Below are 25059 nucleotides of genomic sequence, written 5' to 3'. Positions count from 1 at the left end.
GATCCACAAGGGCTACCAGCCTCCCTTGACGGCTACGACTGCCCGACGAGGAGGTCCGCTCTCATCGATCAAGAAACCGCATGATGTCGTCGCGAAGCAGTCGGTCCGGGTCGCGAGGTCGAAGATCAGGATTGGAGAACGGCGGGGAGGCCAGTAGCTCCGCCAGCACTGATGCCAGCCGTTTCCGTTCCCCTCGCAGGTTCAGCCATGCTGAGTCGGGAAGCCGCAGCACCATGGAGAGCAGGTCGCCCGGGTAGTAGTCGCCTTCCGCCGTGGGGTCGCGGAGCAGTACTTGTACCGCGAGAGGCAGCAGCGCCGGCACGCCAATCTCCTGCCCAAGCATCATCCGCAGGTCTTCGACCGTGAACTCAGCCAGCGGCTTGCGTCGCAGCTCGGTGCAACGTCTAACGAGAGACGTAGCGTCGGGAGCGGGATCCGGCCACGCGCGCCGTTCAAGCTGCTCGATCGTCGTCACGGCGCTCAGGGTAGTCCACGCTCAACGCGCCAGAAGCCGGATGGGCTGCGACAGCACCGACAGTCCGCATCCAGTCCGCAAGAGGTCGCCGGATGGTTCAGAGGGACTGGTGAGAGATGCCGAGGTGTTTCAGCTGATAGACGGCCAGGTGTCGAGGTCGACGGGTCGTCCATTTTGATCTCAAGCCGAAGCCGCGGATTACACCGAATCCGGGGTCCGCTGAGCCAACACTCAGGCCGCCTCAGGCCCTCCCAGGCCGTGGCCAGGCCGTCAAACGCCACCCAACGATGATCAAGGCCAACCAACAGCACCAGATAAACGACCAGCTCAGAGCCTTGATCGAGGCTCTGAGCTGGTGGGCGACGGACGAGTCGACCTGTACGCCGGATTCTGTGCCCGGCACGCCCGTAGGCGCACCGGCGGCGGCCATCCATCTCGGCCTGCCGTCGCCGGCAGGCTCCAGCGGCCTACCCGCAGACATCGGGCGGGCAGCCCTCAAGCGTCTGCGCGGGTCGTCATCTTGCGGTGACGGCCCTTTCTTGGCCTTGCTCCGGGTGGGGTTTACCGAGCCACCCCGGTCACCCGGGGTGCTGGTGGGCTCTTACCCCACCGTTTCACCCTTACCGTCCCGTGACGGGCCGGCGGTCTGTTTTCTGTGGCACTGTCCCGCGGGTCACCCCGGGTTGCCGTTAGCAACCACCCTGCCCTGTGGAGTCCGGACGTTCCTCGGCGACGGGCCGGAGCCCGTCGACGCGACCGCCCGGTCGACTCGTCCGTCGCGCCCTCATCCTAACGACGCACCCGCCGCCGCCATTTCCACCCCGGTCCACCCCGAGCCAGGGCAGCACGCCAAGCCAGAACAGACCCCATACGGGACGCGTAAGGCCAGCGCGGCAACGAGGCCGGCGCCGTACTAGCCTCGGGGGACCATGGATCTCTCCGACGCCGCGCTCCTGCTCGCCGCCGGTCTCGCCGCGGGCACAGTCAACGCGGTGGCCGGCGGTGGCTCGCTGATCACGTTCCCGGCGATGATCGCGACCGGCCTGCCGCCGGTGGCAGCCAACGTCTCCAACTCGGTGTCGGTCTTTCCCGGGTACGTGGCGAGCGTGGCGGGCAGCCGGGTGGACCTACCGCGCGGGCGGGAACTGTGGTCGCTGCTGCCCACGGCCGTGCTCGGCACGATCGCCGGGTGCGCGCTGCTGCTCGCCACCCCGGCGCGGGCGTTCGAGCTGGTGGTGCCGTTCCTGGTGCTGGGCGCCACAGCCGTACTCGCGTTCCAGGGTCCGCTGCGCCGCCTGGTCGGCCATCCGGAACGGCTGGGCGCGCGCCGCCGTACCGTCACGGTCCAGACCATGGTCGCGCTCGGCACCGTGTACGGCGGCTACTTCGGCGCGGCCCTCGGGGTGATGCTGGTGGCCGGGTTGGCGCTGGTGCTGGACGCGACGCTGGCCCGGGTGTCGGCGGTGAAGAACCTGCTCTCGGCGGTGGTGGGGCTGACCACGCTCGTCGTGTTCGCCCTGTTCGGGCCGGTGAACTGGGCGGCGGTCGCGGTGGTCGCGCCGGCCACCCTGTTCGGTGGGTACGCGGGCGCGCGGCTGGCCCGCCGGCTGCCGCAGGTGGTGTTGAAGACGGTGATCGTGGTGTTCGGCACGGCCATCGGGTGCTACCTGCTGTGGCGGGCGCTCACCTGACGCCGTGCGGCAAGACCGGACCCGTCAGTAGACCTCCCCCACCGGCTCCTCCGGTGCGTGCTCGGCGCGGCGGGCGGCCCGGTTCCAGATGACCCGTTCGCCGTAGCCGGCCGCCATCAGGTGACCGAACGCGAGGTAGGCGATCAGGCCGGCGGCGAGCACTCCGAAGCCGACCCAGAACGGCAGCGCGAGGCTGTGCTCGGCGAGTTTGCCGGAGATGATCGGCGCGGGTGCGGCGGCGCCCCAGCGGACCAGGTTGAACGCGCCGGTGGCGACGCGCCGGTCGGCGGAGCCGAGCCCGAGCGCCAGGTCGGTGAGGTTGGCGTTGGCGAGGCCCATGAACAGGCCGGCGATCACCAGGACTACCAGTGACATGGCGGTGCCGGTGGAGGTGGCGAACGCGACCATGCAGGCCAGCAGGCCGAGGAGGGCGACGCCGACGGTCTGCACCGCGCCGATGCGGTGGGCGAGCCGGTGCCCGATGAGCAGGATGCCGGCGGCCAGGCCGAGGCCCCAGCCGGTGAACGCCAGGCCGAGCGGGATGACGTCGAGGCGCAGGAACAGCGGCGTGTAGCCGAGGACGACGAAGAAGACGAAGTTGTACGCGGCGGTGACCACGCAGAGCGTCACGAACGCGGGTCTGCGGTAGGTGGCGAAGATCTGGCCGAGGCGTACCGGCGGCTGTTTGTGAGCCGGTTCGCGGAGCTTGCGGGCGGCGACGCCGAGCGCGAGCACCATGAACACGCCGCAGACGAAGAACGGCAGCCGCCAGCTCACCTCGCCGAGCAGGCCGCCGATGAGCGGACCGACGGCGAAGCCGAGGCCGAGGGCGGTCTCGAACAGGCCGACCACCCGTTCCCTGTCGTTCGCCAGGTTGACCAGCACCACCATGGCGGTGGCGAAGAACATGGCGTTGCCCAGACCCCAGACGCCGCGCAGCACGGAGCTGCACGATGTCGTTGCTGAACGAGGCTCCGATCGCGGCCAGGCCGACCACCGAGACGCCGGTGACGAGCACCGGCTTGAAACCGAACCGGCCGCTGGCCAGCGTCGCCGGGATCATGCCGACTGCCATGACCGCGATGTACGCGGTGAAGAGCAGCTCGACCTGCCAGGCGGTGACGCCGATCGCCTCGCCGATGGCGGGCAGGATCGGGTCGACGACGGCGATGCCGGCGATGGCGAGGAACGCCACGAGCGTGGTGGCGTAGATGGCACTGCGGTTGGGCTCGGATCGGCGATCCACCCCGCAACCTCCCAGATAGCTGTATCGTACAGTTATTTTCCTTGTATCATACAGCTATGAGCGATGACGTCCATGCCCCCGAGGCCACGCTCGGCCGGATCGAGACCGAGGTGGCGCTGCTGATGCGCCTGGGCGAGGCGACTCGCCGGGGCACCGGCACGATGGAGCACCGGCTGCTCGACCGCGCCGCGTACGTGATCCTGCGGCACCTCGACGCGGCCGGCCCGCAGAACGTGTCGGCGCTCGCCGCGCGGCTGAGCCTGGACGGCTCCACTGTGACCCGGCAGGTCTCCGCGCTACAGCGCGACGGGCTGATCTCGCGTACCCCCGACCCGGCCGACGGGCGCGGCACGGTGATCTCCGCGACGGCGGCCGGCCTGCAGCGGATGGCCGCCGTGCGGGCGGCCCGCACCCGGCTGTACGGCGACATCCTCGCCGCCTGGCCCGAGGCGGACCGGGAGACGCTGGCGGAGATGTTGCACCGCCTCAACGAGGCGCTCGACGCCCGCAACCGCCGCCGCTGAGGTGCGTTAGGAAGGGCCCCTTGTTATGCAGAATGCGTTAATAAGGGGCCCTTCCTTTCACGCCACGGGCTCCGGCGCGGAGTCGGCGCGGTCGGCGTCGGCTGTGACGCGCGGGTCGCCCTCGTCGGCGAAGTAGTCGTCGGGCGTGGTGCCGTCCGGGCCGTCGGCCACCTTCGCGGCGCGCAGCACAAGCGTGAGCAGCGCCGCCACCACTAGGTTCACCAGCACCGCCACGATGCCGACGTAGATCGTCTTCGGCGTGTCGAAACCGAACTTCTCCAGTGGGAACGCCGACCCGGCGAAGTGCTTCTTCCCGGTCGCCGGGTTGCCGACCTGGTAGAGCATCCACATGCCCAGGCCCATCCCGGCCGCCCAGCCGGCGATCAGCGCGCCCCTGTGGAACCAGCGGGTGTAGAGGCCCAGCGCCACCGCCGGCAGCGTCTGGAGGATGATCACGCCGCCGATGAGCTGGAGGTCGATGGAGAACTGCGGGTCGAGGAAGACGATGCAGGCCACCGCGCCGACCTTCACCACCAGCGAGGTGATCTTCGAGACGTTCGCCTCCTGCGCCGGGGTGGCGTCCCGCTTCAGGTACTCCTTGTAGATGTTGCGGGTGAACAGGTTCGCCGCCGCGATCGACATGATCGCCGCCGGGACCAGCGCGCCGATGCCGATCGCGGCGTACGCGACCCCGGCGAACCAGTCCGGGAACTGCTGGTCGAACAGCAGCGGCACCACCGTGTTGCCGTCGGTGGTGCCCTCCTTCGCACCGGGCAGCGGCTTCACGTTCGCCGCGATGGCCATGTAGCCGAGCAGCGCGATCAACCCCAGCAGCAGGCTGTACGCGGGCAGCGCGGACATGTTCCGCTTGATCACGTCGCGGTTCCGGCTGGCGAGCACGCCGGTGATGCTGTGCGGGTAGAGGAACAGCGCCAGCGCCGAGCCGAACGCCAGTGTCACGTACTGGATCTGGTTGTTCTGGTTGAGCAGGATGCCGTCGCCGGGCGCCGGTGACGCCTGGAACTTCGCGTCGGCGGCGTCGAAGATGGCGCCCCAGCCGCCGAGCTTGTACGGCAGCCAGATCACCGCGACCAGGATCACGATGTAGATCAGCGAGTCCTTGACGAACGCGATCAGCGCCGGGGCGCGCAGCCCCGACTGGTACGTGTACGCGGCCAGGATCGCGAACGCGATGATGATCGGCAGGTGCCGGGCCACCGCGCTGTCCCCGGTCACGCCCATGGTCTTGAGCACCGCCTCGATGCCGACCAGTTGCAGCGCGATGTACGGCATGGTGGCGACGATGCCGGTGATCGCGATCAGCAGCGCCAGGATCGGCGAGCCGAACCGGTTGCGGACGAAGTCGGCAGGGGTGACGAAGCCGTGCCGGTGCGAGACCGACCAGAGCCGGCACAGCACCAGGAACACCAGCGGGTAGATGACGATCGTGTACGGCACGGCGAAGAAGCCCGCCGCGCCGGCCCCGAAGATCAGCGCCGGCACCGCCACGAACGTGTACGCGGTGTAGAGGTCACCGCCGACCAGGAACCAGGTGATCCAGCCGCCGAAGCTGCGCCCGCCCAGTCCCCACTCGTCCAGGTGGGCCATGTCGGTCGGCCGGCGCCACCGCGCGGCCACGAAGCCCATGGCGCTGACCAGCAGGAACAGCAGGGCGAAGACGATGATCTCGGTGAGGTGGTCCCGCCACATCACTGTGCCCCCTTCGTTCGCGACTGCGGGGCTCGCAGGCCCGGCTCACTCCTCGCGCTCACCGGTCACCCCGCTTCTTGGTCATCTGGTAGACGAGCGTGGTGGTGCCGACGCCGAGCAGGATCCAGACCAGTTGCAGCCAGTAGAAGCGCGGGAAGCCGAACAGCCGGGGCGAGTCGGCGTTGAACAGTGCCGGGATCAGCGGCACCACGATCGGGATGAAGAGCAACCAGTTCCAGGGACTCTTGTCCTTCGCCCTGGATCGCGCCGTGTCCGGCGCCTCGGATTCCGGTGCGGCCATGTGACACCCTCCGGGCATTCGTAGCGGGCCATGTGACGGCCGGAGGCTACGACCCTGTGACAGGGGTCACGTTCGATCGGGGGATGTCGATGCGCCGAGCGGCCGTCGGCATGCGCCGAACGGCCGTCAGACGTCCGTGAGGTGAGAGGTGTCGTTCACCGAACGGACCGCGACGCCGCCGTCCGGGTACAGGTCCAGCACCGAGATGCCGGCGGTGTCCAGGTAGAGCCGGTGCAGGAACGCGTCGCTCGCGGCGAGCGCGTCGCGCAGCACCAGCTTGATCGGCGAGACGTGCGAGACCACCACCACCGTCTCCCCCGGGTACGCCGACCGCAGCCGGTCGACAGCCCGCCCGGTCCGCTCGGCCACCGTCACGAACGACTCGCCCTTCGGCGGGGCGACCGCCGTGGAGGCGAGCCAGGCGTCCAGTTCCGCCGCCCAGCCCTCGCGTACCTCGGCGAACGTGTGCCCCTCCCAGGCCCCGAAGTCGCACTCGATCAGGTCGTCGTCGGTGCGTACCGGCGGGTTTCCGACCTGCGCGGCGACCGCCTCGGCGGTGGCCGTACACCTCGACAGCGGCGAACTGACCACCGCCGCGACGGACGGCGCCAGCGCGGCCACCCGGGCGGCGCTGGCCCGGGCCTGGGCGCGGCCGCGCTCGGTGAGCGGCACGTCGCCCCGGCCGGAGTAGCGCTTCTGCACGGTGCGCTCGGTCTCGCCGTGCCGCACCAGGATCAGCCGGGTGGCCTCCTCGGTCGGGCGCGGCTCCCAGGAGGCGGGCGTGGTGGCCGGATCGGTGCCGGTGGCCCGCACGACAGTCGCCGCCCGCGCCTCGGCCTTCGCTTCCGGCGCGGCACCGGACGCGGCGGCGTCCATCGCCGCGTTGGCCAGGGCGTCGGCGTGCCGGTTGCGCTCCCGGGGCACCCAGGTGAACCGTACGGCGGTGAAGCGGCCGACCAGCCCGGCGGCCTGGGCGGCGAGCGGGCGCAGCCCGGGGTGCTTGATCTGCCAGCGGCCGCACATCTGCTCGACCACCAGCTTGGAGTCCATCCGCGCCTCGACCTCGGCCGCGCCCAGCTCGGCGGCGGCCTCCAGCCCGGCGATCAGGCCCCGGTACTCGGCCACGTTGTTCGTCGCCGTACCGATCGACTCCGACCGTTCGGCGAGCACCTCGCCGGTCTCCGGATCCCGGACCACGGCGCCGTAGCCGGCCGGGCCGGGGTTGCCCCGGGAGCCGCCGTCGGCCTCGATCACGACCGCGCGCACCGCCACGGCGGCTACAGTCCCGACTCGTTGGTCCGGACCATGATCCGCCGGCACTCCTCGCAGCGGACCACGTCGTCCGGGTCGGCCTTGCGGATGCGGGCCAGGTCGGCGCCGGACATCTCCAGCCGGCAGCCGCCGCAGCGGCCACCGGTGAGCAGCGCGGCGCCCATACCGGTGTCCTCGCGGATCTTGTCGTAGAGGCCGACCAGGTCCGCCGGGAGGTCACCGGCGAGCGGCTGGCGGGCCGTGCGCTTGAACTCCTCCTCCTTGGCGATTTCCGCCAGGGTCTCGTCGCGGCGCTGCTCGGTCGCGGCACGCCGCTCGCGGGTCTCGGCGAGCCGGCTCTCGATGCCGTCGAGCACACCCTGCGCGGTCTCCCGCTGCTCCATCAGCTCCAGCTCGGCGTCCTCCAGGTCGCTCTGCCGGCGGTTCAGCGAGACCAGCTCGTGCTGGATCGCCTCCAGCTCCCGGGCCGGGCCGCTGCCCGAGGCCAGGCGGGCCTCGTCCTTGCTCTTGCGCGCCCGCACCTGGTCGACGTCCTTCTCGATCCGGGCGATGTCCCGGTCCAGGTCGTCGACCGCCACCTGGGCGCGGACCCGCTCGTCCTCCAGCGCGGACAGCTCACGCGCCAGGGCCTCCAGCTCGGCGCGCTCCGGCAGGCTGCGGCGGCGGTGCGCGAGCTGGGCCAGCGCGGTGTCGATCGCCTGGAGGTCGAGCAGGCGGCGCTGCACCTTCGGGTCAGCCTTCACGTCGGGGCTCCTTGTCGTCCGGCCGGGGCGCGGCGGCGTGCACGGTCCACGGGTCGGTGTCCAGGTCGGACACCACGGTCTCGACGTCCAGCTCGGCGGCCAGGAAGGCGGCCAGGTCGTCCAGCCAGGGTCGCTCCGTCGCCCAGTGGGCGGCGTCCAGCAGCGCCGGGCCACCGGCGGCGAGGTGTTCCCCGGCCGGATGGTGGCGCAGGTCCGCGGTGAGGAACGCGTCCACCCCGGCCGCGGTCGCCTCGGCGAGGAAGCCGTCCCCCGAGCCGCCGCTGACGGCGAGGGTACGAACCATACGCCCGGGATCCCCGGCGGCGCGAACTCCCCAGGCGGTGACCGGGAGCACGGCGGCGGCCAGCCGGGTCAGCTCGGCGAGCGTCATCGGGGTGGGCAGCTCACCGATGCGGCCGATGCCCCGGCCGGGCCCGGCAGCGGGCGAGCCGGGGCGGGGCGGGTGCAGCGGGCGCAGCCCGGTGAGCCCGAACCGGGCGGCGAGCGCGTCGGACACCCCCGGGTCGGCCACGTCGGCGTTCGTGTGCGCCACGTGCAGCGCGACGTCCGCCTTGATCAACCGGTGCACGATCCGGCCCTTGTACGTGGTGGCGGCCACCGAGGAGACGCCGCGCAGCAGCAGCGGGTGGTGCGCGACGATCATGTCCGCGCCGACGTCGAGCGCCTCGTCCACGGTCTCCGGGACCACGTCCACCACGCAGGCGACCCGGCGTACCGGGTTGTCGGGCTCCCCCAGCACCAGGCCGACCCGGTCCCACTCCTCGGCCCAGGCAGGCGGATAACGGCGGTCCAGGGCGGCCACCACGTCGGCGACGGTTGTGCTCACGGGCGGCCAGCTTACCGGCGTCCGCGCCGGTACACGCCGACCGCCGCCGCGCGTGGTCCCCGGGCGAGCCCGGGAACCACGCCCACCGCTCAGGCGACCGGGGCGACCGGCCGGTCCGCGCCGCGCAGGGCGGTCAGGCCGGCGTCCCACGGGAAGGCGTCCGCGCGTCGCTCACCCGTGCCGGGCGGGTGCAGGCGTACGACGTGGTCGCCGAAGACCACCCGGACGCCCCACTGCGCGAGCCGGTCGAGGCTGGCCCGGAACGCCGGGTGCGCCGCCATCGCCTCGTTCGTGTACGGGACGGCCGCGATCGGCACCCCCATTCCCTGCGCCTCGATCAGCAGGCCGAGCGCCAGGGTGTCGGTGATGCCGACCGCCCACTTGTTGATCGTGTTGACGGTCGCCGGGCACACCAGCATGGCGTCGGCCGGGGGCAGCACGTCCGGGTCACCCGGGTTCTTGTAGTGCGTACGCACCGGATGGCCGGTCTGCCGGGCCAGCGCCGTCCGGTCGACGAACTTCGCGCCGTCCGGCGTGGTGACCACGCAGACCGTCCAGCCCTCCCGCTGGGCGAGGTCGACCAGCCGGCCGACGTGACGGGCCAGCGGCGAACCGCAGGCGATGACGTAGAGCACGCGCCGGTGCCCGCTGGCGATGCGCGGATCGCTCATACTCCGACTCCCATGTGCTCAGCCAACTCCGCGATCGGCGGAGGCGGCGCACCACGTGTGCGACGGAGAATCTCGGACATCAATTCGTGCGCGATCGGGCGGCACCGGATCTCGGAGGGCGCGAGCCGGTCGCCGCGCAGCAGCATGTCCCCCGCGTTGGCGACGTCACCGATCTGGGAGTAGCCCCGGGCCAGGTCGAGCAGGTGATGCGCGCGCCGTTCCGGCAGCAACGCGTTGAACGCGGGCACCGACAACCGCATGTGCGTCTCCACCGCCCGGCCGCCGTCGCCCAGCTCGACCGCCGCCGCCGCGCGGTGCAGCTCCAGGTTGGTCGGGCCGAACGAGGTCCAGTAGTGGTTGTGGTCGCCGCCGAGCATGGTGGCCGCCTCACCGGCGCCCGCGAGCAGGTCGTCCACCGTCGCCGAGTCGCCGATCCGGGCGGCGGCCATCGCGCCCTGGAGCAGCAGCAGGCCGTACACGGAGAGCCGTTCCGGTGTGACGTCGTTGTCGCCGCCGGGCGCGAGCCGGCCCGCGATGCGGACGTTGAGCTCCAGCGCGGGCCGGGGGCGGCCCATCGCGACGAGCGCGTTGCAGACCCTCGTGGTGGCGATGCCGGCCAGCAGCGGGTCGTCGGCCCGCTGGGCCACCGCCATCGACCGGTCGGCGGCGAGCCAGGCGAGGTCGCACTCGCCGAGCTTGCGCAGCACCGAGGAGGCGATCTGGTAGACCTGCCCGAGCAGGTGGGCGGCCTCGCGTACCTGGTCGTCACCGGCGCAGCCGGCGTCCGCCGCCTGGGCGTCGCGCAGCAGCTTGGGCAGCGCGCGGGTGAGCATGCCGTACCGGCCGTACTGGTAGGTGAGCCAGGCGTGGTTCACGGCCTTGCGCATGTCGGCGAGCGGCGGGGGGCAGGGTGCCGCGTCGAAGTAGGCGCTCATCGAGTCGTACCGCTCCAGGGCGGTGCGGATCTCCTCCACCTCGACCTGGTCGATGCAGTTGAGCGCGTCGGTACGCCGTTCCGGGTCCCGGCCGTGCAGCAGTTGCACGTCGATCTGGAGGATGTCGGCGATCTCGTAGAGCACGGAGAACTTGTCCAGCCGCCGGACGCCGCGCTCCACCTTGTCCACCCAGCTCTTGGACTTGCCGAGCCGATCGGCGAAGACCTGCTGGGACATCTTGCGGCGACTCCGCCAGTACGCCACGCGCCGGCCTATGGGTAGTTCGTCCATCCCCGCTCCCTCCCCCTCACGGTGCCGGCCGGTCCCCCCACGTCCCACAGGTTGCGCCGATCGCACAGGTTGTGCGTCCACCGTCCAGCCAGTTCTCGTAGCTTTCGTGCAAGTTGCACCGGCCGTTCGTCAGCACAACGAGCGGGGGTTACGGCAGTGACGGGTTTCGACGTATGGCTTGTGGACGGTTCGGCGGACCATCTTGTGGACGGTCCGGCGGGCTATTTCGTGGAGGGTCCGGCGGGGCCAGAGGGGACGGCAGACATGTGGAGGAACGTCCGACCGCGCGTCGCTCACCTCTCGCCGCTGGAGCGGGTCCGGCTGCGCCGGGTCGCGATGCGGTACGCGCTGCACCACTGGCCGGTCACCCCCGGCGCCTGCCTCGCGAACAGCCGGTTCGTCTGCGGCCGGGCCGGCTGCCCCACTGTGGGCTGCCACCCGGCGCTCGAGGACTGGGAGCACGCCGCCAGCGCCGACCCGGCCCGGGTGGCCGCCTGGTGGCGCAACCGCCCGCACGGCATCCTGCTGCCCACCGGGCGCGCGTTCGACGTCCTGGAGGTCGCCGCCCACCTGGGCCGGCAGGTGCTGGACGCGGTCGCCACCCATCCCGCCGGCTTCGGCGTACGCGGGCCCGCGCTGGTCACCCCGACCGGCCGCTGGATGTTCCTGGTACGCCCCGGCGACCCGCTGCGGCCCGAGTTGGAGCACTGTTTCCACGTGGTGCGCCACGGACCCGGCTCGTGGATCCCCGCCCCGCCGACCCGGCTGCCCGAGGGGACGGTGCGCTGGGTGGTCGCGCCCGAGCACGCCCGCTGGCGGCTACCCGACTCCTATCTGGTGCAGAACGCGCTGATCGCCGCGTTGCGCGCGGCCGGGGTCACGTTCGGCACCGAACTGCTGCCCGGCCACCTGCCGCTGCCCCGCCGGGGCCGCTGACGCTCCTCCTGGTCACGGCCGGTCCGGTGACCCGGACGGGTGTCCGACAGCGACCTCCCCGGCACCGGACTCGTTGAACCTGGCGAGGGCGCGTGTGCGCCAGAGCGGGGGTTTTGACCATGTCCAGGGACGACGCTGCCCGCCACACCGGCGGTACCGAGCCGGCGCGGCCCCGCCGCCGCCGGCACCCGTGGGGCTTCACCCGCCCCCTGGGCGTCCGCCCCGGCCGCCCCCGCCCCACAGGCTCCCGCCCCGCCACCCTCCACCGCCCCCTCCGCTGACCCACCCCGCTCCCACCCCGCCCCCGCCCCGCCCCCACCGGTTGATCAAGGAGTTTGTGTCCGCCCAGCGCGCCCTGGAGGACACAAACTCCTTGATCACCGCGCCGACGGCCGGGGCAGCGGGCAGGTCAGGAAGGCGGGAGGGTGGGGAGCGCGCGAGAGTGGTGCAGGTGACCGTCTTCGGTGACCACGGCGTGCTGCCAGGGGGACGGTAGGTGGTCCAGCCAGGTCAGGCCCGACTCGCCCATCGCCACGGCGGCCGTCGCGTACGCGTCGGCTGTGCCCAGGTCGGGGCCGGCCACGGTGACCGAGCGCAGACCGGTCGCCGGTACGCCCCGGCGCGGGTCCAGCACGTGGTGCCCGCGCTCGTACACGCCGGAGGTGGCGACCGCCAGGTCGGTGCCGGTCAGCACCAGACAGGTCGCCGTCGCGTCCCAGGGATGCCGTACCCCGATCCGCCACGGCTGCCCGGTCGCGTCGTGGCCGCGTACCCGCACGTCGCCGCCCGCGTTCACGCAGTGGTTCGGTGCGCCGGTGGCCACCAGCCGGTCCGAGGCGACCTGCGCCGCCCAGCCCTTCACGTAGCCGGACGGGTCGAGCCGGCCCGTCGCGTACGCGTCGAAGAACCCGTCGGTGGCGGTCCACAGGTCGGCGCAGGCCGCCAGCACGGCCCGCAGGTCTGCGGACGCGTCGGCGGCCCGCAGCTCGCCCCGGTCGACGCGGCACACCTCGCTGTGGTCCCGGTACGTGCTGAACCGCGCGTCCACCTCGCGCAGCCAGCCGAACGTCTCCTCGGCCAGCTCGTCGAGCGTGGACGCGGGCAGGTCGTCGGCCAGGTCGAGGCTGATCGCCGTACCCATGACGTGTTCGACCCGGCGCAGGCCGCGCCGGGCGGACGGACCGGGACCGACGGCGGACGGACCGGGACCGACGGCGGCGCCGGCACGAGCCGGCACCGTCACGCCTTGTCCAGCGCGGCCTGCAACGACTGCTTGTACGCGGTGCTGGTGTAGGTGGCGCCGGAGACGGTGCTCAGGTTGGCGCTCTGCCGGGCCACCACCTCGCCGGAGGTGCCGCTGTAGCGGGCCTGCACGTCGTCGCTGCGCTGCCCGGACTGCCCGCCCAGCGGCAGTCCGATCGCCGTGGCGTCGACGATCCGGCTGCCGCTGAGCGTGATCCGGACCTGGAGCGAGCCGTACTCGTAGGTGACGGACGGTCCGGTCACCGTGCGGGTGGTGACCTTCGGCGCGCTCTTGGTAGTGGTCCGGGGCGCGGCCGGCGTGGTGCGCGTGCCGGTGCCGCCCCGGCTGGCCGCGCTGCGGTCGGCACTGGGCTTGACCGTCGGCTTCGCCGAGGCCCGGGGCGTTCCCGGCGGGGTGGAAGCGGGCGCGGAGCCGGTGGGCGACGGCGGTTCGGGCGCGGCCGAGCCGCCCGGTACGACGGGGGCCAGCGCGGCCGGTACGTCCGGCGCGGTCTGCCCGGCGCCCGGCGCGCCCTTGAGCACCACCAGCGCGGTGGTGCCGGCGGCCAGGCCGGTGATCGCGAACAGCGCGCGACGCATGGCGGTGCCTCTCCTACAGCTCGAACGCGGTCAGGTGGATCTGGCGGCGGGGCACGCCCGCGGCCCGCAGCGCGGCGACCGCCTCGTCGACCAGGCCGCCCGGGCCGCACAGGTAGACGTCGCGGCGGGTCAGGTCGGGCACCAGCCGGCGCAGGCCGTCGGGGTTCATCACCTGGCGGGGGCCGGGGTCGCCGCGGCGGCCGACGACGTACCAGACGGAGGTCTGCCGGGCCTGGGCGAGCCAGTCCAGCTCCTGGTGCAGCAGCACGTCGGCCGGGGTACGCGCCCGGTAGATCAGCGCCGCGCCGGGCGGCAGTTCCTCAAGCATCGCCCGCAGTGGAGCGATGCCGCTGCCCCCGGCGATGAGCAGCGCCCGTTCCCGGGTGCGGTGCGCGGCGGTGAACGTGCCGGAGGGGCCCTGCGCCCAGACCCGGGTGCCGGGCGTCAGGTCGCGCAGCTCGGCGGTGTACCCGCCGACGACCTTGACGGTGATCCGCAGCCAGCGGCCGTTGGCGGCGGCGGAGACGGAGAACGGGTGCGACTGCCACCAGCAGCCGGGGTTGAGGAAGCGCCAGCGGAAGAACTGCCCGCCGAGCAGGTCGATCTGGTTGAGCCGCTGCCCGGTCAGGTAGACCGAGACGGTGTCCGGGCTCTCCGCCACCACGTCCGCGACGCGCAGCCGGTGCCGCAGGTTGAACACCAGCGGCGCGACCACCCGGCCCCACACCAGCGCGGCCACCACCAGCAGGTACGCGGCGATCCAGCCGGTACGCACCGGGCCCGGCTCGTAGAGCTGAGCGCCGTTGCTGAACTGGTGCGCGTAGCCGAGCAGCAGCGTGAGGTAGCTGGCCGCGTGCAGCAGACGCCACAGCTCGTACGGCAGGCGGCGGCGCACGGCGCGTACCGCGGTGAACGCGACGGTGACCAGGACGCCGGCCGCGGCGAACGCGGTGATCATGTCGTCGTAGTCGGTCAGCAGCGCGCCGACCTCGCCGAGCACCGTCTTGCGTTCCTGGCGGGCGTAGCCGACCACCAGCAGCGACATGTGCGCGAGCACCGCCACCAGCAGCGTCGCGCCGAGGTCCCGGTGCAGCCGGGAGATCCGTTCGCCGCCGAGCGCGCGTTCCAGCACGCCGAGCCGGCTCATCATCAGCACCTGCACCAGCAGCAGGTAACCGGCGATCAGCCCGGTGATCCGGCCGCCCGCGGTGAGCAGGTCGGCGGTGTCGGCGAGCGTTCCCGCCGGGGTGTCCAGCCACCACGGCAGGACGGCGGCGACCAGGCCCAGCCAGAACACCGCGGCGAGCGTACGCCGGCCGCCGGGTCCGCGCCGGGGACGACCCGGGGGTACGGGGGCAGCCGGACGGCCGCCGTACGGGGTGGGATGCCCGGTACGGCGGCCGGCGGCGTGGGTGTCCTGGTACGTCACGCGTAGATCTTGACCGGGGCGAACTTCTGCCGGGGGAAGACCTTGTCCACCTGGGCGGTGGTCAGGCCGAAGCGGCCCTGCGCGACCGATCCGTAGACGTTGAACATGTTGTTGTATTCCGGCACGTCGCCGCTGTCCAGCTTGTCCAGGCCGTTCCAGGTGCCGAGCAGCGAACCGGCCAGCTTGCGGCCGGACAGCACGGTGACCACGCCGCCGTGCCCGTGGTCGGTGCCGCCGCCGTTCGAGCCGACCCGCCGGCCGAACTCGCTGGACACCATGATCGTCACGTCCGCCGCCTGGTCGCCCAGGTCGGTGAAGAACGCGGCCATTGCGCCTGCGAGTTCGTTCAGCCGCCGCCAGAGCTGGCCGCCCTCGCGGGTGCCCTGGTTCTCGTGGGTGTCGTAGCCGCCCATGCCGACGGTTGCCACCCGGACGTTCGCGCCGCCCTTGATGAGCTGGGCGAGCTGCTTGAACGCGTTGCCGACGCCCTGGTACTGGACGCCCTCGGCGGCGGCGTACGGCTTGGCGGCGAGCTTCTGGGCGGTGGCCAGCGCGCCCATGCCCTCCTGCACCGCCTCCTCGACCGGGTGGTTGATGCCGGTGAACAGGCCACGGATGGCCTTCTCGGTGGCCGCGCGGAACTTGTCGTCGCCGTTGAGCCGCAGGTCGCCGACGTTGTTGAGGGAGATCGCGCCGTTCACGCCGACCAGCGAGCGCGGCAGCGTGCTGCCGATGCCGACGCTGCGGAACGCGGTGCCCTTGCCGAGCGAGTCGACCAGGCTGTCCAGCCAGCCCCGGCCGCCGGTCTCGCCGGGCAGGCCGCCCAGGTTGCAGGCGTCGGCGGCCTGGAAGTGGCTGCGCGACAGCCGCGGGTCGGACACGGCCGGCACGAAGCCGAGCTGCCCGGCCTTGAGCCACTTCTCCAGCGGCGCGAACGCGCTGGTCAGCTTGAAGCCACGGGCCAGCGCCAGCGAGTCGTCGCCGAGCAGCAGGTCGGGGCGGGCCTTGGCGAGCACCGGGTCGTCGGCCGGTGCGACAAGGCTCAGCCCGTCCAGCCCGCCGTAGAGGAAGACGTGGATCAGCGTGCCGGTCTTCGTCGCGGCGAACGACGCCGAGGTGGTGACGAACTGCGCGGTCGCCAGCGCGGTGGCGGTCGCGGCGGCGCCGGCGACGAAGGTACGCCGGGTGACGCCCCGGCCGTCCTGCTGCGCCTCCTCGACCTCCTCCAGCCGGCGGTACCGGTCGGCCTCGGCGGCGTTCTCGGCCGCGACGATGTCCGCCTCCGCGCGCAGCAGCGCCTCGGCCGGGTTGTCGGCCAGCCGCCGCAGGTCGGGGCATTCGGGGTGCAGGGGGTACGGGTTCACGGTCATCTCCATCGAATGCCTCACCGGAGGTGGTGCTGGGGGGACGCGAGGATCGTCCGCGCGACAGCGGCGATGGCCCCGTTGAAGGTGGCGTCGACCTTGGCGCTCTCGGACACGCCGGCCACGGCGAGCACGAGCTTCTTCTCCTTGGCGCTGAGCTTCTGCTGCACCAGCCGCTGGGCCAGCGCGTCCACGTACGCCCCGGCGGTGGCCGGCGGCTTCGCCACCAGCTTCTCCGGCTTGGCGAAGGTGAACTGCTTGCGGTAGCCGGCGATCAGGTCGCCCGCCTCGTTCCAGCCGTCGATCATGGTGCCGGCCGAGGTCCAGGCCAGGTAGACGTCGGCGTAGCCGTCCGGGGTGGGCTTGCCCATCGGGTACTGGCCGAGCTCGCGCATCTTGTCCTGGATCTGCCGCAGGCCCTGCCCGAACGGGGTACGCCGGTTGTCGCCGGAGGAGTAGCCGGGGGCAGCCTCCGGCGAGACACCCAGCGCCCGGTACGTGGCGACCAGGTACTCCATCGGGCGGCGTACCTTCTGGCCGACCGCGGCCCAGAACTCCGAGGAGCTGAACAGCGTGGCCAGCACCGGGCGGATCTGCCCCTTGTTCGTGGTGTACGCCTTGGCGAGGCGGTCCACCACGGACTTCGGCGGGGTGTCGGAGACGAACCGGGTGGCGAGGTTCTGTGCCACGTACCGCGCTGTCGACGGGTGCATCGCGATGTAGCGGATGTACGAGTCGATCACCTTGTCGGCGGCCACCGGGTCGTCGGAGTTGTTGGCGTGGCTGAACCCGAGGATCTTCACCTTGCCGAGGTAGTGGCGCTCGGCGAAGAACTTGTACTTGCCGTCGGCGACGCCGCGTCCGGTCTGGAGCAGCGCGGCCTGGCGGACGTCCTTCTCGGTGTAACCGCCGTCGACGCCGACCGAGTACAGCTCCAGGTTCTCCCGGGCCAGGTTCTCGTTAACCGCGTCCTTGCGCGAGTCGACCTGGTTCAGGTAGAGCAGCAGCGCCGGGTGCTTGTTCGCGGCGACGAGCATCTCCGGGTAGCTGCCCAGCGCGTGCTTGCGGATGACGTCCCGGTCGAACGCGTTGCGGTAGTTCTCCCCGCCGTCGAAGTCGGCGGCGACGTGCAGGAAGTCGTTCCAGAAGTCGACCATGACCTCGAACAGCTGCCGGTCGGACCAGATCTGCCGGGCGATGGTGGCGTCCACCGTCTCCCGGGCCGGGTCGACGCCCTTCTCGTTGAGCTGCTCGCGCTGGTCGCGCAGCTGCGTCGGGCTGAGCTTGAGCGACTGCAGGTCGGCCAGCTTCAGCTCGGCCTTCGTCGGGGCGATCTTCTCCGGTTCGAGCTGCTCGCGCAGCCAGTCGTCGATGCCGAGCCGCTTGATGTCGGCCATCACCTTCGGGGTGGCGCCGAACGTGGTGCGGACCGCGAGGTGCCGGATCGGGTCCTTGGCGAGGACCGTCTTCACCGTCACCTTCGTCGCCTCGGCGGCTGCGGCCGGGCTGCCGTAGAGGCGGCCACCGGACGGCGCGTTGCGCTTGAGCGCCTCACCGGCCCGGGAGCCCATGTAGCTCTCGTTCTGCTCGGTGTAGGTCCGTACCGTGCTGGGCTGCTGGCCGCTGGGCCGGGCGGAGCTGCCGTCGGTGGTGACGGTGCCGGTGGCGTCACCGGCCGGCGCGTCACTGAAGAGGCCACGCACCTGCGGGGACATGGCCAGGGCGGCGCCACCGGCGACCACCACGGCGCCGCCGAGGGTGGCCAGCGCCCGGCGCCGGCCCCGCTTGGGGGCCCCGTCACCGTCGTCGTCCAGGTCGGGCAGTCCACCGCCGGTCGGCGGGCCGTATCCGCCGGCGGGCTGGGCGTATCCGCCGTGCTGGGGGTAGCCGGCGGGGGCCGGCGCGGCGGGGGCGAAACCGTTCGGCCCGACCCACTGCGGGCCCGGGGCGGGGTGACCGCCGGCGTACGGTGCGGCGTCCAGGTCGCGGTACCCGTCCGATTGGGGGTGCTGGTATCCGTCCCAGCCGCGGTCGTCCCGGGGGCGACGCGGTGGCACGTTCTGGTCGGCCATGTAGCTGTCCCGTTTTCTTCGAGCGCCGGCACGCCTGCCACCCGGGGGGTCGGGTGACGCAGGGGCGGCGACGGTTGCCGGAGAAGTTGCCTACGGGAAAGTAGCCATGCCGTCCCGGCCACTCAAGGCGCGCCGAACGCGCTCGTGAGCGCACTTAAGACAGTGCTGAGAACCGACGGGAGAGACCGGTCGCGACGGCCGGCGCACGGCGGCTTCCGGAGCAGGGACGACCCGGGCCCGCACCGACCGGATGCGAGGTTTCGCACCCCGGCGACGCCGCCGGGCGCGTTCACCACCTCACCGAAACTTAAGGTACGGATAAGCCTGCGCTGAGAACCTCGTTCCGCCTGTCCGGCCCGCCGAAACAGCAGCAGCGGCGGCGCGTGACCGGCCTCCGATCCGGGTATGCCGCCGAACCGCTGAAGCCGTGAGGGGAAGGCACCGCCATGCTCAGCCAAGAGGATCAGCGCAGGTTCGAACAGATCACCCGCCATCTACGGGAGAGTGACCCACGGTTCTTCGCCCGGTTGAACAACCGGGCCAAGGGCCGCCGGGGCCGGTACATGATGCTGTTGACGATCGTGCTGTGGGCCTCGCTGCCGGCGATGACAGTGCTCGTCGGGCGGCTGGCCGGGGCGATCTGCGCGGTGGTGCTGGTCGCCAACGCCGCGGTGATGTGGCGCTTCCGCCGCCGCTTGCTGTAGGCGTAAGGAAGGGCCCCTTCTTAACGCATTCGGTAGAGGAAGGGCCCCCTGTTAACACTCGCCTTCGGCGCGACCGAACTCCCTGGGGGACGCGGCTCCGCCGCTGCCGAACTCCCGGTACGCCCGGCGCAGCCGCTCGGCCAGGCCCGGCCCGCCGACTGCGGCCCCGGGCGGCCCGAGCTGACGCAACAGCAGCTCCGGGCCGGTGGCGAGCGTGGGTGGCCGGTCCGGCAGCGCCACCGGCGCCAGCCAGAACCGGTCCAGCTCGTCGTCCGGCTCGACCGCCGGCAACCCGGCCAGGGCACGCGCCGCGCCGCCAATCCCATCCGCGCCGCCGGCCCGGTCCGTACCGCCGGTCCCGGCCGAGCCGGGGTGAGCGCCGCGCAGCGTACGCAGCCGGTCCAGCAGGTCGGCGCGGGACCGTCCGCGCCAGTGCAGCAGGTGGAACGGGTCCGCGTCGAACGCCTCGGCGAGCAGGTAGAACGTGGCCGCCAGGTGTTTGCACGGCACCGCGAAGTCGGGGCAGCCGCACCGCTGGTCGAGTTCGTCGACGTCGGCCGGGAACAGCGGCGCGCCCGCCTCGGCGAACAGCTCCTCCAGTTCGGCCGGCAGGTCACCGGCGAGCAGCCGGGCGCTGAAGAACGCCTGCCCGGCCAGCTCCGCCTCGATCCGCCGCCACGTCTTCTCCGGGTACGCGGCCAGCCCGATCCGCACCGGGTAGGGACGCGGCCGGGAGCCCTGCACCTCGGCGGTGACGGTTCCCGGTGACACGTCCAGCCGGAGCACCTGCCCACGGCGCGCGTACGCCCGGCCGCGGGTGAGCCGGGAGCCCAGCGCGAACGACTCCAGCACCTCCACGAACCGCCGGGACCACCAGGAGTGCCCGATCGCGCCCCGGGTGCTGCGCGCCCGTAGCCCGCCCTCGACCCGTACCGGCGGACCGTAGTCGTCAAAACCGGGGCTCACTCGACCACCGCCCCGGACTCCAGCCGGAACAGGTCGCGCAGCGTCTCGGTCGACAGCTCGGTGACCCACTGCTCGCCGCTGCCCACCACCGAGCGGGCCAGGCTGCGCTTGTCGGCGATCATCGCGGCCACCTTCTCCTCGACGGTGCCGGCGCAGACGAACTTGCGTACCTGGACGCGGCGGCGCTGTCCGATGCGGAACGCCCGGTCGGTGGCCTGGTCCTCGACGGCCGGGTTCCACCACCTGTCCACGTGCACCACGTGGTTGGCGGCGGTCAGCGTGAGCCCGGTGCCGCCGGCCTTGAGCGAAAGGACGAACAGCGGCGGCCCCTGCGGCGACTGGAACCGGGTCACCATGGCGTCCCGTTCGGCCTTGCCGACGCCGCCGTGCAGCAGCAGCACCTCCCGGCCGGTACGCGCCGACAGGTGCCCGCGCAGCATGCCGCCGAACTCGGCGTACTGGGTGAACAGCAGCGCCTTCTCCCCCGCCGCGAGCACCTCGTCGACGATCTCGTCGAGGCGTTCCAGCTTGCCGGACCGGCCGTCCAGCGCGGAGCCGTCGTGCAGCAGCTGGGCGGGATGGTTGCAGACCTGCTTGAGCCGGGTCATGGTGGCCAGCACCAGCCCGCGCCGCTCGATCCCGTCGCTGGACTCGATCTTCGCCATCATGTCGTCGACCACTGCGCGGTAGAGCGCGGCCTGCTCGGCGGTGAGGTTGCAGACCACCTCCATCTCCAGCTTCTCCGGCAGGTCGGTGATGATCGTCGGGTCGGTCTTGAGGCGGCGCAGCACGAACGGGCCGGTGATCCGGCGCAGCCGCTCGGCCACCTCGGCGTCGCCGTGCCGCTCGATCGGTTCGGCGAAGCGCTTGCGGAACGTGGCGGCCGGGCCGAGCAGCCCCGGGTTCGCGAACTGCATGATGGACCAGAGGTCGGCCAGCCGGTTCTCCACCGGCGTACCGGTGACCGCGACCCGGTGCCGCGCGGGCAGCGACCGGACCGCCTCGGCCTGCCGGGTCGCGGCGTTCTTGATCGCCTGTGCCTCGTCCACCACCACCCGGTGCCAGTCGACGCCGGCGAGCTCGAACGCGTCCCGGGCCGCCACCGAGTACGTGGTGAGCACCAGATCCGCCTCCCCGACGGCGGCGGCGAAGCCCTCGCCCCGGGCCCGCTCGGCGCCGTGGTGCACGTGCACCCGCAGCCCGGGGGCGAACTTCGCCGCCTCCCGCTGCCAGTTGCCGACCAGCGACATCGGGCAGACAAGCAGCGTGGGCCCGGTCTCCGGCGGGTCACCGGCGAGCAGTGCGAGCAGTTGCACGGTCTTGCCCAGGCCCATGTCGTCGGCGAGGATCCCGCCGAGTCCGAGCGACTGGAGGAACGCCAGCCAGGCCAGTCCACGCCGCTGGTACGGCCGCAGCGTCCCGCTGAAGCCCGGCGGCGGGTCGGCCGGGGTGAGCCGCCGCTCCGCCTCACCGGCCAGCAGCTCGCCCAGCGCGCCGTCGGCGACGACGTCCAGCACCGGCAGCTCACCGGCGTTGTCGTCGCCGGACAGGCCCATCCGCAGCAGGTCGGCCACCGTCAGCTCGCCGGAGGAGCGCAGCAGCTTCAGCCCCGCCTCCAGCCGCTGCGGGTCCAGCTCGACCCACCGGCCGCGCAGCCGGACCAGCGGCGACTTCAGGTCGGCGAGCGTCGCCAGTTCCTCGGCGGTCAGTGGCTGGTCGCCGAGCGCCAGCTCCCAGCGGTAGTCGACGAGCGCGTCCAGCCCCAGCTTCCCGGCGGTGGTGGCGACCGCACCCGGCGCGGTACGGCTGCGCGCCCGCAACCGTGCTCCCAGCCGGGACGAGGAACGCCGCCACCACGACGGCAGCAGCACCCCGAACCCGGCCGCGTGCAGCACCGGGGCGCCGTCGCGCAGGAACCGGTGCGCGCCCTCGGCGTCCAGCTCCATGCCCTCCGGCGCGGCGGTACGCAGCGCGACGTCCACCTCCGGCCACAGCCGGCTGGCCCGGCCCAGCTCGGCGAGAAGCGTCTCCTGCGGCTCCACGCCCCGGGCGGCGAGCGCGGGCGCGGGCCGCTGCCAGATGTGCGCGGCGTCCACCACGAGCCCCGGCTCGTCGGCGGGGTGCAGGCCGAACTCGACCCGCCAGACCGCGTCCTCGACCAGTTCGGCGACCGGGTCGACGGCCGGTTCGACCAGGCGGAACGTGGCCCGTACCGCGCCGCCCGCGGCGTCGCGCTGCCAGGCGTCCATTTCCTCGCGCAGCGTCTTCAGCGCGTCCGGCTCGGCCGGGAAGGCGCGTTCCGGTCCGGTGAGCGCGGCCAGCCAGCGCGGCACCGCGCCGACCGGGCGCATCCCCCTGTGCAGCCGGGTGTCGGCCAGCGCCACCCGGGCGGCGGCGTCGACGAGCGCGTCCAGCGCCTCCGCCACCAGCGCACCGGCCCCGACGTCGTCGGCCCGCCCGTCCCACGCGTCCGTCGTCGTCGCGGCAGACCCGCTCAGCGGAGGCTCCGGTCGCCACTCCCGGGCGGCGCGGGCCGCCGGTGGCAACGCCAGCGCCAGGTCACGCGCCCAGGCCGCGTCGGTGCCGGTGAGCAGCGGCCGCCAGAGCGCCCATCCCGTCGCCACGTCGTCCGCGCCCACGGCCCGCAGCCGCCGCCCGGCCCCCGCGACACCCGAGACCGCACCGGCCGCACCCGCCCCCACGGACCGCCGCCCGGCCGCCGCCCCGCCCGAGCCGGCGACGCCCGGGACCGTCGGTGACCGCCGCGCCGAGGTCCGCCCGCCGGTCAAGGCCGGCCCTCCGTCGGCCACACCAATGGGGTACGCCTCCAGCGCGACCGGCAGCAGCCGGCCGCGGGTCACCAGATCGGCGGCGAAGTCGGCCAGCTCGCACAGGTGACGCAGGCTCGCCCCGGCCGGGCCCGGCATCGGGGCGCGCAGCAACGCGTACGCGGCGTCCGGGGCGTACGCCAGGGCGGGTGCCCGCCATCCGGCGCGGGTGACCGGGCCGCGGACCGGTTCGGTGACTGTGGCCCGGACCAGCTCCGGCGAGTCCAGCGGCGAGCCGGCCCGGGTCGGCAGGTCCAGCAGGACGGAGACCGGCTCGCCCGGCATGCCGTCGAGCGCGGCGGCGAGCGTGGCGTGGTCGGCGGCGAACGGGTGCGGGCGCTCACGCGGCACGCGGCCGGGGCGGCGCGGCGCGCGGGCCGGGAGCGTGCTGTCCTCGGCCCACAGGGCGAGTCCGGCGCCGGGCAGCCACAACCCGTGGATGACCAGCACTGCTCCCCCTCGCAACCCGGGGCGGAAGGACGGCGCCCCGGGGAGTCAGGATAGGCCGCCGGGCGCGGATATCGTCGGCGCCATGGTCGACCTTCTCGTGATCGGCGGACTCGGCGTGGACATCCGTGCCCGGGTGCCCGCCCTGCCGCCACCGGTGGCCGACTCGCTGCTGGTGCCCCCGATCGACCTGCGGATCGGCAACACCGGCTCCGGCGTGGCCCTGGCCGCGCACGCGCTCGGCCTGCGGGTGGCGCTCGTCGACGTGCTGGGCGCCGACCCGGCCGGTGACGTGGTGCGGGCGGCGCTGGCGCGTACCTCGATCCGGACCACACTGGCCGACGCGCCGGCCGGCACCCGCCGCTCGGTGAACCTGGTCGACCCGGACGGCCGGCGGATGTCGCTGCACGATCCGCGCCCGTGGTCGGGGCCGGCGCCGTTCGCTGAGGCGGAGCTGGCGGCGCTGGTCGCCGAGGCGGCCCACGTCCACCTGTCGATCATGGATTGGGCCCGGGACGCCCTGCCGGTGCTGCGTGCCGCCTCGTCGGTCTCCACCGACCTGCACGACTGGGACGGCGAGAACGACTACCACCGCCCGTTCGCCCGGATCGCTGACCTGGTCTTCGTCAGCGACACGCGGCTCGGCGAGCGGGCCGGGACGGAGGCGGCCGGGCTGGCGCCGCGCACGGTGCTGGTGACCGGCGGGGCGGCCGGCGCGACCCTGCACACCCCCGGCGCGCCGCCGGCGCACGTCCCAGCTGCCACCCCGCCGGGGCCGGTGGTGGACACCAACGGCGCCGGGGACGCGTTCGCGGCCGGGGTGATCGCCGCCCGGCTGCGTGGCGCGGACGTCCTCGACGCGGCCCGGTTCGCCGCACGGGTGGCCGCCGCCGCGTGCACGCACGACGGGATGGAGTACCCGGACGGGCTGCTGCCCCGCGAGTGACCCGTCAGATCGCGCCGGTCTCGCCGTCGGTCAGCTCGCGCAGGATGTCGGCGTGCCCGGCGTGCCGGGCGGTCTCCTCGACCAGGTGCACCAGCACCCAGCGCAGCGACACCTCGCCGAGCTGCGGGTGCGGCACCACGTGGTCGAGGTCGAACCGCGCGGCGACCCGGCGGGACTGTTCGCACGCCGCCTCGTACGCGGCGGCGAGCGCCTCGACTGTGTCGCCGGGGCGCAGCGCGAAGCTGGCGTCGGCGTCGGCCTGGGAGGTGACGTAGACGTCGCCCGGCTCGGGGTCGAACAGGCAGCGGAACCAGTTCCCCTCGACCACCGTCAGGTGCTGGAGCAGCCCGGCAAGGGTGGTCAGCGAAGGCACCAGACGCCGGGTGGCGTCGGCGTCGGTCAGGCCGCGCACCTTGCGCAGCACGGTGGCCCGGTGGAAGTCGAGGAACGCGTCGAGGATCGCCCGCTCGCCGCCCGTGCGGGCGAGGACCGGACCGAGTGTCGGATCGATCGTCGGGTGCGCCATTCCCGGACCCTAGTACGCGGTGTGCTCGGCCCGCTGCCCCGCGTGATCCCCTGCGCGGCCGGGCCGGCCGGGGCAGGATGGGCGCATGGCTTCCTCGGTGCAGATCCCTCTGGTGGGCGGCGCGGCCGACGGCGAGACCGTCACCGTCGAGCTGGACGGCAACGGCCGTCCGCCCCTGACCCACCACCACCTCGGGGCGCAGGGTCTGGCGGAGGCGCAGATCTACGAGCTGGAGTCGGACGACCGGCCGGGGCAGGAGTGGGTCTACGCCTGGCGCGGCCCGGCGGTCTGAC

General features: G+C 73.1%; 23 protein-coding genes, 1 other RNA gene and 1 pseudogene. 6 read left to right on the top strand and 19 right to left on the bottom strand.

Translation table 11 applies throughout. The annotated features are described in order from the left end of the window. Positions 1-61 precede the first annotated feature (61 nt). Together AB0C17_RS04405 and rnpB are read right to left on the bottom strand one after the other, a co-directional pair. A complete protein-coding gene (locus AB0C17_RS04405) occupies positions 62-475 on the bottom strand; it encodes a contact-dependent growth inhibition system immunity protein (RefSeq protein ID WP_357474767.1) in 414 nt (137 codons plus the stop codon). A 363-nt stretch (positions 476-838) separates the two neighbouring features. Further along, positions 839-1247: RNase P RNA component class A (rnpB, locus tag AB0C17_RS04400), an RNA gene on the bottom strand. A gap of 157 nt (positions 1248-1404) precedes the next feature. Between rnpB and AB0C17_RS04395 the strand changes: the two genes are divergently transcribed. Further along, positions 1405-2166 carry a sulfite exporter TauE/SafE family protein gene (locus AB0C17_RS04395; protein WP_210897247.1) on the top strand — a complete coding sequence of 254 codons (762 nt, stop codon included), beginning with the start codon at positions 1405-1407 and terminating at the stop codon, positions 2164-2166. 24 nt (positions 2167-2190) lie between these two features. Here AB0C17_RS04395 and AB0C17_RS04390 read toward each other — a convergent pair whose 3' ends face one another. Both AB0C17_RS04390 and AB0C17_RS04385 read right to left on the bottom strand, forming a co-directional pair. Then, on the bottom strand, positions 2191-3108 hold the full coding sequence (locus tag AB0C17_RS04390) for an MFS transporter (RefSeq protein ID WP_357476573.1): 918 nt from the start codon (positions 3106-3108) through the stop codon (positions 2191-2193). Between the two features lie 61 nt (positions 3109-3169). Then, positions 3170-3361: pseudogene (locus AB0C17_RS04385) on the bottom strand (MFS transporter); the annotation flags it as partial. A gap of 107 nt (positions 3362-3468) precedes the next feature. On the opposite strand from AB0C17_RS04385, the gene AB0C17_RS04380 reads away from it, so the two are divergent. Next, entirely contained in the window at positions 3469-3936 is a 468-nt protein-coding gene (locus AB0C17_RS04380) for a MarR family transcriptional regulator (RefSeq protein WP_357389102.1), read from the top strand. A gap of 57 nt (positions 3937-3993) precedes the next feature. Here the strand turns inward: AB0C17_RS04380 and mctP are convergent, their stop codons facing one another. From mctP to AB0C17_RS04345, 7 genes are all read right to left on the bottom strand, one after another. Then, complete coding sequence (gene mctP, locus AB0C17_RS04375; RefSeq protein ID WP_357389177.1) at positions 3994-5646, bottom strand: monocarboxylate uptake permease MctP; 1653 nt, start codon at positions 5644-5646, stop codon at positions 3994-3996. Between the two features lie 58 nt (positions 5647-5704). Beyond that, positions 5705-5947, bottom strand: a complete 243-nt coding sequence (locus AB0C17_RS04370) for a DUF3311 domain-containing protein (RefSeq protein WP_357389104.1) — start codon at positions 5945-5947, stop codon at positions 5705-5707. A gap of 126 nt (positions 5948-6073) precedes the next feature. Next, the gene (locus tag AB0C17_RS04365; RefSeq protein ID WP_357389106.1) at positions 6074-7219 is read right to left on the bottom strand and encodes a bifunctional RNase H/acid phosphatase; all 1146 of its coding nucleotides are present in this window, start codon (positions 7217-7219) and stop codon (positions 6074-6076) included. A 5-nt stretch (positions 7220-7224) separates the two neighbouring features. After that, positions 7225-7962, bottom strand: coding sequence for a C4-type zinc ribbon domain-containing protein (locus tag AB0C17_RS04360; protein ID WP_151501372.1), 738 nt, complete (start codon positions 7960-7962; stop codon positions 7225-7227). Further along, positions 7952-8809: a Nif3-like dinuclear metal center hexameric protein gene (locus AB0C17_RS04355; protein WP_357476570.1), complete on the bottom strand. Its 858-nt coding sequence runs from the start codon at positions 8807-8809 to the stop codon at positions 7952-7954. Before AB0C17_RS04355 ends, AB0C17_RS04360 begins: the two co-directional genes overlap by 11 nt. 89 nt (positions 8810-8898) lie before the next feature. Then, positions 8899-9480 carry a flavoprotein gene (locus AB0C17_RS04350; RefSeq protein ID WP_357389110.1) on the bottom strand — a complete coding sequence of 194 codons (582 nt, stop codon included), beginning with the start codon at positions 9478-9480 and terminating at the stop codon, positions 8899-8901. Next, positions 9477-10706, bottom strand: coding sequence for a helix-turn-helix domain-containing protein (locus tag AB0C17_RS04345; protein ID WP_357389112.1), 1230 nt, complete (start codon positions 10704-10706; stop codon positions 9477-9479). Before AB0C17_RS04345 ends, AB0C17_RS04350 begins: the two co-directional genes overlap by 4 nt. 264 nt (positions 10707-10970) lie before the next feature. On the opposite strand from AB0C17_RS04345, the gene AB0C17_RS04340 reads away from it, so the two are divergent. Then, positions 10971-11642 carry a bifunctional DNA primase/polymerase gene (locus tag AB0C17_RS04340; RefSeq protein ID WP_357470390.1) on the top strand — a complete coding sequence of 224 codons (672 nt, stop codon included), beginning with the start codon at positions 10971-10973 and terminating at the stop codon, positions 11640-11642. Positions 11643-12051: 409 nt separating this feature from the next. Here AB0C17_RS04340 and AB0C17_RS04335 read toward each other — a convergent pair whose 3' ends face one another. The 5 genes from AB0C17_RS04335 to AB0C17_RS04315 all read right to left on the bottom strand — a co-directional run bounded on the left by AB0C17_RS04335 (position 12052) and on the right by AB0C17_RS04315 (position 18349). Next, entirely contained in the window at positions 12052-12783 is a 732-nt protein-coding gene (locus tag AB0C17_RS04335) for an FAD:protein FMN transferase (protein ID WP_357470653.1), read from the bottom strand. A gap of 98 nt (positions 12784-12881) precedes the next feature. Continuing rightward, entirely contained in the window at positions 12882-13484 is a 603-nt protein-coding gene (locus AB0C17_RS04330; protein ID WP_357389116.1) for an FMN-binding protein, read from the bottom strand. A 13-nt stretch (positions 13485-13497) separates the two neighbouring features. Then, on the bottom strand, positions 13498-14913 hold the full coding sequence (locus tag AB0C17_RS04325) for a ferredoxin reductase family protein (protein ID WP_357389118.1): 1416 nt from the start codon (positions 14911-14913) through the stop codon (positions 13498-13500). Next, positions 14910-16289, bottom strand: coding sequence for a DUF1501 domain-containing protein (locus tag AB0C17_RS04320; protein ID WP_357476567.1), 1380 nt, complete (start codon positions 16287-16289; stop codon positions 14910-14912). Before AB0C17_RS04320 ends, AB0C17_RS04325 begins: the two co-directional genes overlap by 4 nt. An 8-nt stretch (positions 16290-16297) precedes the next feature. Continuing rightward, the gene (locus AB0C17_RS04315; protein ID WP_357476564.1) at positions 16298-18349 is read right to left on the bottom strand and encodes a DUF1800 domain-containing protein; all 2052 of its coding nucleotides are present in this window, start codon (positions 18347-18349) and stop codon (positions 16298-16300) included. Positions 18350-18795: 446 nt separating this feature from the next. Between AB0C17_RS04315 and AB0C17_RS04310 the strand changes: the two genes are divergently transcribed. Continuing rightward, entirely contained in the window at positions 18796-19053 is a 258-nt protein-coding gene (locus AB0C17_RS04310) for a DUF3040 domain-containing protein (protein ID WP_354872192.1), read from the top strand. A gap of 51 nt (positions 19054-19104) precedes the next feature. Here the strand turns inward: AB0C17_RS04310 and AB0C17_RS04305 are convergent, their stop codons facing one another. Next, the gene (locus AB0C17_RS04305) at positions 19105-20019 is read right to left on the bottom strand and encodes an SWIM zinc finger family protein (protein ID WP_357476561.1); all 915 of its coding nucleotides are present in this window, start codon (positions 20017-20019) and stop codon (positions 19105-19107) included. Further along, positions 20016-23297, bottom strand: coding sequence for a DEAD/DEAH box helicase (locus AB0C17_RS04300; RefSeq protein WP_357476558.1), 3282 nt, complete (start codon positions 23295-23297; stop codon positions 20016-20018). Before AB0C17_RS04300 ends, AB0C17_RS04305 begins: the two co-directional genes overlap by 4 nt. Before the next feature lie 82 nt (positions 23298-23379). Here AB0C17_RS04300 and AB0C17_RS04295 point away from each other — a divergent pair, with 82 nt between their 5' ends. Continuing rightward, positions 23380-24240 (top strand): carbohydrate kinase family protein, encoded by an 861-nt coding sequence (locus AB0C17_RS04295; RefSeq protein ID WP_357476555.1) that lies wholly within the window; start codon positions 23380-23382, stop codon positions 24238-24240. 4 nt (positions 24241-24244) lie between these two features. On the opposite strand, the gene AB0C17_RS04290 is transcribed toward AB0C17_RS04295, so the two are convergent. Further along, complete coding sequence (locus AB0C17_RS04290; RefSeq protein ID WP_357470409.1) at positions 24245-24766, bottom strand: DinB family protein; 522 nt, start codon at positions 24764-24766, stop codon at positions 24245-24247. Positions 24767-24851: 85 nt separating this feature from the next. Between AB0C17_RS04290 and AB0C17_RS04285 the strand changes: the two genes are divergently transcribed. Continuing rightward, positions 24852-25058 (top strand): hypothetical protein, encoded by a 207-nt coding sequence (locus AB0C17_RS04285; RefSeq protein ID WP_357389129.1) that lies wholly within the window; start codon positions 24852-24854, stop codon positions 25056-25058. Position 25059: the final 1 nt, after the last annotated feature.

The sequence above is a fragment of the Micromonospora sp. NPDC048887 genome, from assembly GCF_040649715.1.
Lineage (GTDB): Bacteria > Actinomycetota > Actinomycetes > Mycobacteriales > Micromonosporaceae > Micromonospora.
Note: the sequence above shows the minus strand (reverse complement) of the source record. Positions and strands in the feature narration are given on the sequence as shown.

Coding starts and splice junctions, on each gene's coding strand:
- AB0C17_RS04395 (WP_210897247.1), top strand. CDS start 1,405: ATGGATCTCTCCGACGCCGCGCTCCTGCTCGCCGCCGGTCTCGCCGCG.
- AB0C17_RS04380 (WP_357389102.1), top strand. CDS start 3,469: ATGAGCGATGACGTCCATGCCCCCGAGGCCACGCTCGGCCGGATCGAG.
- mctP (WP_357389177.1), bottom strand. CDS start 5,646: ATGTGGCGGGACCACCTCACCGAGATCATCGTCTTCGCCCTGCTGTTC.
- AB0C17_RS04370 (WP_357389104.1), bottom strand. CDS start 5,947: ATGGCCGCACCGGAATCCGAGGCGCCGGACACGGCGCGATCCAGGGCG.
- AB0C17_RS04350 (WP_357389110.1), bottom strand. CDS start 9,480: ATGAGCGATCCGCGCATCGCCAGCGGGCACCGGCGCGTGCTCTACGTC.
- AB0C17_RS04345 (WP_357389112.1), bottom strand. CDS start 10,706: ATGGACGAACTACCCATAGGCCGGCGCGTGGCGTACTGGCGGAGTCGC.
- AB0C17_RS04340 (WP_357470390.1), top strand. CDS start 10,971: ATGTGGAGGAACGTCCGACCGCGCGTCGCTCACCTCTCGCCGCTGGAG.
- AB0C17_RS04335 (WP_357470653.1), bottom strand. CDS start 12,783: ATGGGTACGGCGATCAGCCTCGACCTGGCCGACGACCTGCCCGCGTCC.
- AB0C17_RS04330 (WP_357389116.1), bottom strand. CDS start 13,484: ATGCGTCGCGCGCTGTTCGCGATCACCGGCCTGGCCGCCGGCACCACC.
- AB0C17_RS04320 (WP_357476567.1), bottom strand. CDS start 16,289: ATGGAGATGACCGTGAACCCGTACCCCCTGCACCCCGAATGCCCCGAC.
- AB0C17_RS04315 (WP_357476564.1), bottom strand. CDS start 18,349: ATGGCCGACCAGAACGTGCCACCGCGTCGCCCCCGGGACGACCGCGGC.
- AB0C17_RS04310 (WP_354872192.1), top strand. CDS start 18,796: ATGCTCAGCCAAGAGGATCAGCGCAGGTTCGAACAGATCACCCGCCAT.
- AB0C17_RS04295 (WP_357476555.1), top strand. CDS start 23,380: ATGGTCGACCTTCTCGTGATCGGCGGACTCGGCGTGGACATCCGTGCC.
- AB0C17_RS04290 (WP_357470409.1), bottom strand. CDS start 24,766: ATGGCGCACCCGACGATCGATCCGACACTCGGTCCGGTCCTCGCCCGC.
- AB0C17_RS04285 (WP_357389129.1), top strand. CDS start 24,852: ATGGCTTCCTCGGTGCAGATCCCTCTGGTGGGCGGCGCGGCCGACGGC.